Below are 3,754 nucleotides of genomic sequence, written 5' to 3' on the forward strand. Positions count from 1 at the left end.
GCTATATTTACTAACTTATCTCCTGATCATATAGGACCTAAAGAACATCCTACTTTCCAAGATTATTTAGAATGTAAGGCTAAATTATTTACACTTGCTAAGCATGGAATAATAAATATAGATGATGAGCATGCAGAGGAAATAATAAAAATAGCTACTTGTGATATCGAGACTTTTGGTATAGAAAAAGAAGCAGATATAATGGCAACTGATATAGAATACTCAAAGAGCATAGATTCTCTAGGGGTTAATTTTGTCTGCAAAACAAAAGAAACTAAATCTGATTATTATATATGTTCACCAGGTATATTTAGTATTTATAATGCTTTAGCTGTAATATCAGTTTGTAAATACTTAGGTGTAGATAGAAAAATAACAAATAATGCTTTAAGAGAAGCAAAAGTTTGCGGTAGAGTAGAGGTTTTATCTGTACTACCTTATGCTACTATTATAATAGACTATGCTCATAATGGTGTGAGTTTAGAAAATATATTAAAAACATTAGAGCATTACGAGCATAAGAGATTAATCTGTGTGTTTGGCTCAGTTGGAGGAAGAACAAAGCTTCGTAGAAAGGAATTAGGAGATGTAGCTTCTAGAGAATGCGACTTAAGTATACTTACATCTGACAATCCAGACTTTGAAGACCCTATCGAGATAATAAACGACATAGCTAAATCATTCGATAAAAACAAGAGTAAATATTTAGTTGAACCAGATAGAAAAAAAGCAGTTCAGCTTGCTGTCAGAATGGCTAGAGAAGGCGATATGATAGTACTTGCAGGAAAGGGACATGAGACTTATCAATTGATAAAAGGAGTAAAGGTTCCATTTAGTGAAAAAGAAATCGTAAGAGAAGAGGCTAAGAAAATTCTTGCAGCTCATGCTAAAATGATGATGGCGAATTAATTGTAAAAATTAAAAAATAATAAATATCTCTAATCATAAAAATGTGGTTGGAGATATTTTTTTATAAAAATAAAACCGTAGCTTGTAAATCTGATTTATAAGCTACGGTTTGTTTATTCGATAGTATTCAATATAAATTTCTATACGTTAAATCTAAAGTTTACAACATCTCCGTCTTGCATTACATAATCTTTTCCTTCAAGTCTAACAAGACCTTTTTCTCTAGCATTTGCAACACTTCCACATTCTACTAAATCGTCGTAATTTACTATTTCAGCTCTTATGAAGCCTCTTTCTATATCGCTGTGGATTTTACCTGCTGCTTGAGGAGCCTTTGTACCGATTTTTATAGTCCAAGCTCTGACTTCTGGTTCACCAGCAGTTAAGAAAGACATAAGTCCTAATAGAGTATAAGATGATTTTATTAATTTATCTAGACCTGATTGTTCAAGACCAAGAGTTTCTAAGAATTCTTGTTTTTCTTCTTCTGATTCAAGTTCAGATATTTCTGCTTCTATTTGAGCACATACAACTATAACTTCAGCTTTTTCAGTTTTTGCAAATTCTTTAACCTTAGCTACATGTTCATTAGAAGCGCCATCATCAGCTAAGTCGTCTTCAGATACATTTGCAGCGTATATAACTGGTTTAGAAGTTAATAAGTTTAAGCTATTTACAAATTCTTGTTCTTCTTCAGTGAATTCCATAGTTCTTACGCATTTACTTTCACCTAGAGTTTTTGCTATAGAATTTAAAAGCTCTAATTCAGAAGCAAGAGACTTGTCTGCTTTTAAGGCTTTAGTAGTTTTGTTTATTCTTCTATCTAGTATTTCTATATCAGATAGAATTAATTCTAGGTTTATAGTTTCAATATCTCTAAGTGGATCTACTGAACCATCAACGTGAACTACATTTGAGTCTTCAAAGCATCTAACAACGTGAACTATAGCGTCTACTTCTCTTATGTGTGATAAGAATTTATTTCCAAGACCTTCACCTTTAGAAGCTCCTCTAACAAGACCTGCTATATCACAGAATTCTATAGCAGTTGGAACTATTTTTTTTGAATTATATAATTTATTTAATACGTTTAATCTTTCGTCTGGAACAGCAACTACACCTACATTTGGTTCTATTGTACAGAATGGGTAGTTAGCAGATTCTGCACCAGCTTGAGTTATAGCATTAAATAAAGTACTTTTACCTACATTTGGTAAACCTACGATTCCTAATTTCATTATAATCTACCTCTCTTTATATTAAATTAATTATTTTTTCTCAATAATTTTAGGCATACATATTGTATTATACATCATAAACCCAATAGATGTAAACAATTTGAACCTTGTATATAATAGTAAAAATAAAGTTATAATAATATAAAAAGAATATTTATTAAATAGGTTAGCAAATATGATAAAGATAGGGTATTATTATATAATATAGTAATTATAGGGAAAAGGAGCTAGTAAATGAAAAATTTAAAGACAATAGAAATAGGGAAAAATGTAAATCTAACATTGATTCCAGAGAGTAAGTTTAAAACAAATCTAGTAAGTGTATTTATATCGAGAAAATTAGACAGGGATGAAGTTACAAAAAATGCTCTACTTCCAGCGGTTTTAAAAAGTGGTTGTAGTAAATATAAGACAAGAAGTGAGTTGACAGATAGAGAAGAGGAATTATACGGAGCTTATTTAAACACATTAATATCTAAAAGAGGAGAAAATCAAATATTAGGATTTAGTATATTGTCTGTCAATCAAAAATATTTAGATGAGAAAATTTTAGGACAGAGCATAGAACTTTTAAATGAAGTAATAAACAATCCTCTAGTTGTAGATGGAGGGTTTAATGAAGAGTATTTAAAAATAGAAAAGGAAATACGAAAGGACATAATAATAGGCATAATAAACGATAAAGCTAATTATGCAGTAAAAAGAGCTACTGAGATTATGTTTGAAGATGAGCCGTATTCTATAAGTGGAAGCGGATATGTAGAGGATTTAGACTCTATAAATGGCGTGAATTTATATGAGCACTACAAAAAAATACTAAAAACATCGCCTATAAATATAATCGTAGAGGGGGACTTTGATGAAGACGAGGTAGTAGATTTAATAAAACAAAAATTTACATTTGAAAGAGGCGAAATAATCGATATACCAAAGAATGAATACTATAAAGATGTTCAAAGTGTAAAAGAAATACACGAAACTATGGATATAGCACAAGGAAAGCTAGTCATGGGATATAGATGTAATGTAGATTATTTAGATAAACAAAAGTACTACAGCTTGCTTTTAGGATCTAGAATACTAGGTGGAGGAGCAGACAGTAAATTATTTATAAATGTAAGAGAAAAAGAGAGTCTTTGCTATACTATTTACTCTACAATACAAAAAAATAAATCTGTGATGCTTATCTGTTCAGGTATAGAAGCAGAAAATTACGACAAGACTGTTTCGCTTATAAAGAAGCAGCTTCAAAATCTAAAGGATGGAGATATAACAGAAACTGAGATTTCAAATGCCAAGATAGGATTTATAGATTCTCTAAATTCTTTAAACGACGAAATCGGTCGAGTTTCAGATTTTTATATTTCACAACATATAGCAAAGGACGATAGCAGTATAGAGGAAATAAAGGGTATAATAAATAATGCGACAAAAGAGGATATAATCGAAGCTGTAAAAAATATTGAGTTAGACACTATATATTTCTTAAGTAAATAGGGAGGGCATAAATGGAAAAGATAGTCAACGAATTATTAAAGGAAGAATTATATTACGAAAAGCTAGAAAATGGATTAGATGTGTATTTTATACCTAAGAGAGGATTTACT

General features: G+C 30.3%; 3 protein-coding genes. 2 read left to right on the forward strand and 1 reads right to left on the reverse strand.

Annotation, left to right across the window (positions count from 1 at the left end; translation table 11 throughout):
• On the forward strand, positions 1-909 hold a 909-nt coding region (locus ACI3VO_RS08975; protein ID WP_439757587.1), incomplete at its 5' end, for a Mur ligase family protein.
• Between the two features lie 140 nt (positions 910-1,049).
• On the opposite strand, the gene ychF is transcribed toward ACI3VO_RS08975, so the two are convergent.
• Positions 1,050-2,147, reverse strand: coding sequence for a redox-regulated ATPase YchF (gene ychF / locus ACI3VO_RS08980; RefSeq protein ID WP_439757588.1), 1,098 nt, complete (start codon positions 2,145-2,147; stop codon positions 1,050-1,052).
• 234 nt (positions 2,148-2,381) lie between these two features.
• Here ychF and yfmF point away from each other — a divergent pair, with 234 nt between their 5' ends.
• Complete coding sequence (yfmF, locus tag ACI3VO_RS08985; RefSeq protein ID WP_439757589.1) at positions 2,382-3,644, forward strand: EF-P 5-aminopentanol modification-associated protein YfmF; 1,263 nt, start codon at positions 2,382-2,384, stop codon at positions 3,642-3,644.
• Positions 3,645-3,754: the final 110 nt, after the last annotated feature.

The sequence above is a fragment of the Intestinibacter sp. genome, from assembly GCF_051866655.1.
GTDB lineage: Bacteria > Bacillota > Clostridia > Peptostreptococcales > Peptostreptococcaceae > Intestinibacter.